The following is a 993-nucleotide window of genomic DNA, read 5'->3' as shown; positions in this document are numbered from 1 at the left end:
GCGGAGTAAAGTCCGAGAGTTGGTCGGAACGGCGAAGCATCTCACCGGCGATCAGGGCTATAGCCTCGCGACACTCCGCGGCTTCCGGCCACTTGCTGAAGCCGTTTGCCAGGTTCGACATCTCCTGCGGAGTAAATTCAGAGAGTTGGTCGGAACGGCGAAGCAGCTCGCCAGCGATCGCGATTGAGGCACCGTGCAAGCTCTCCATATGCGGCCACTTGCTGAAGCCGTTCACCAGGTTCGAAAGTTCCTGCGGATTAAAACCAGAGAGCTCGTCAACGCGGCGACTAACCTCCCCGGCGATCGCGAGCGCGGCGCGACGCGTGTTCTCCTCTTGCGGCCACTTGCTCATGCCATTCACCAGGGTCGCAAGATTCTGACTGCTGAAATCAGAGAGTCGGCCGCGACGAAGCAGCTCGCCGCTGACAACGGTTGCGGCGTGGCGGCACTCTGCCGCTTGCGGCCACTTGCTAAAGCCGTTCACCAGGTTCGACAATGCCTGGGCGTTAAAGTCAGCGAGCTGATTGGTGCGGCGGCAGATCTCACCGGCGATTGCGAGCGCGGCGGGACGGATGTTCTCCTCTTGCGGCCATTTACAGAGGCCGTTCACCAACGTCGACAAATCCTGCGGAATGAAACCAGAGAGCTGGTCGGCGCGGTGATGGACCTCACTGGCGATTGCAACTATGGCGTCGCGACAGTCCTTCGGCCACTTGCTCAAACCGTTCACCAGCAGCGCCAGACTTTGACTGTTGAGCTTTTTAAGTATGCGTCTGTCGTCGCGACAGACCTTGGCGATCCTGATCACGCCATTGCGGCAATCCGCCATCCGGGGATGCCGTCCGAACGATGATGACAAGAGCGCAAGCGCCCTGGGTTCGATTTGGCTGATCAGCGCATTATCAAGCTGCGCCACCCGAGCTGCCATGGCCCTGCAGGCTTCGATACCCTCCCGCCCTCCCGCCTCCCGGTTCACTGTGTTGCATGCTGTGG

1 pseudogene is annotated in these 993 nt (G+C 60.3%); it reads right to left on the bottom strand.

The window, feature by feature from the left end:
- Positions 1 to 928: pseudogene (locus tag AC04SF_RS37355) on the bottom strand (hypothetical protein); the annotation flags it as partial.
- Positions 929 to 993: the final 65 nt, after the last annotated feature.

The sequence above is a fragment of the Mesorhizobium sp. CNPSo 4671 genome (genome assembly GCF_057784245.1).
Note: the sequence above shows the minus strand (reverse complement) of the source record. Positions and strands in the feature narration are given on the sequence as shown.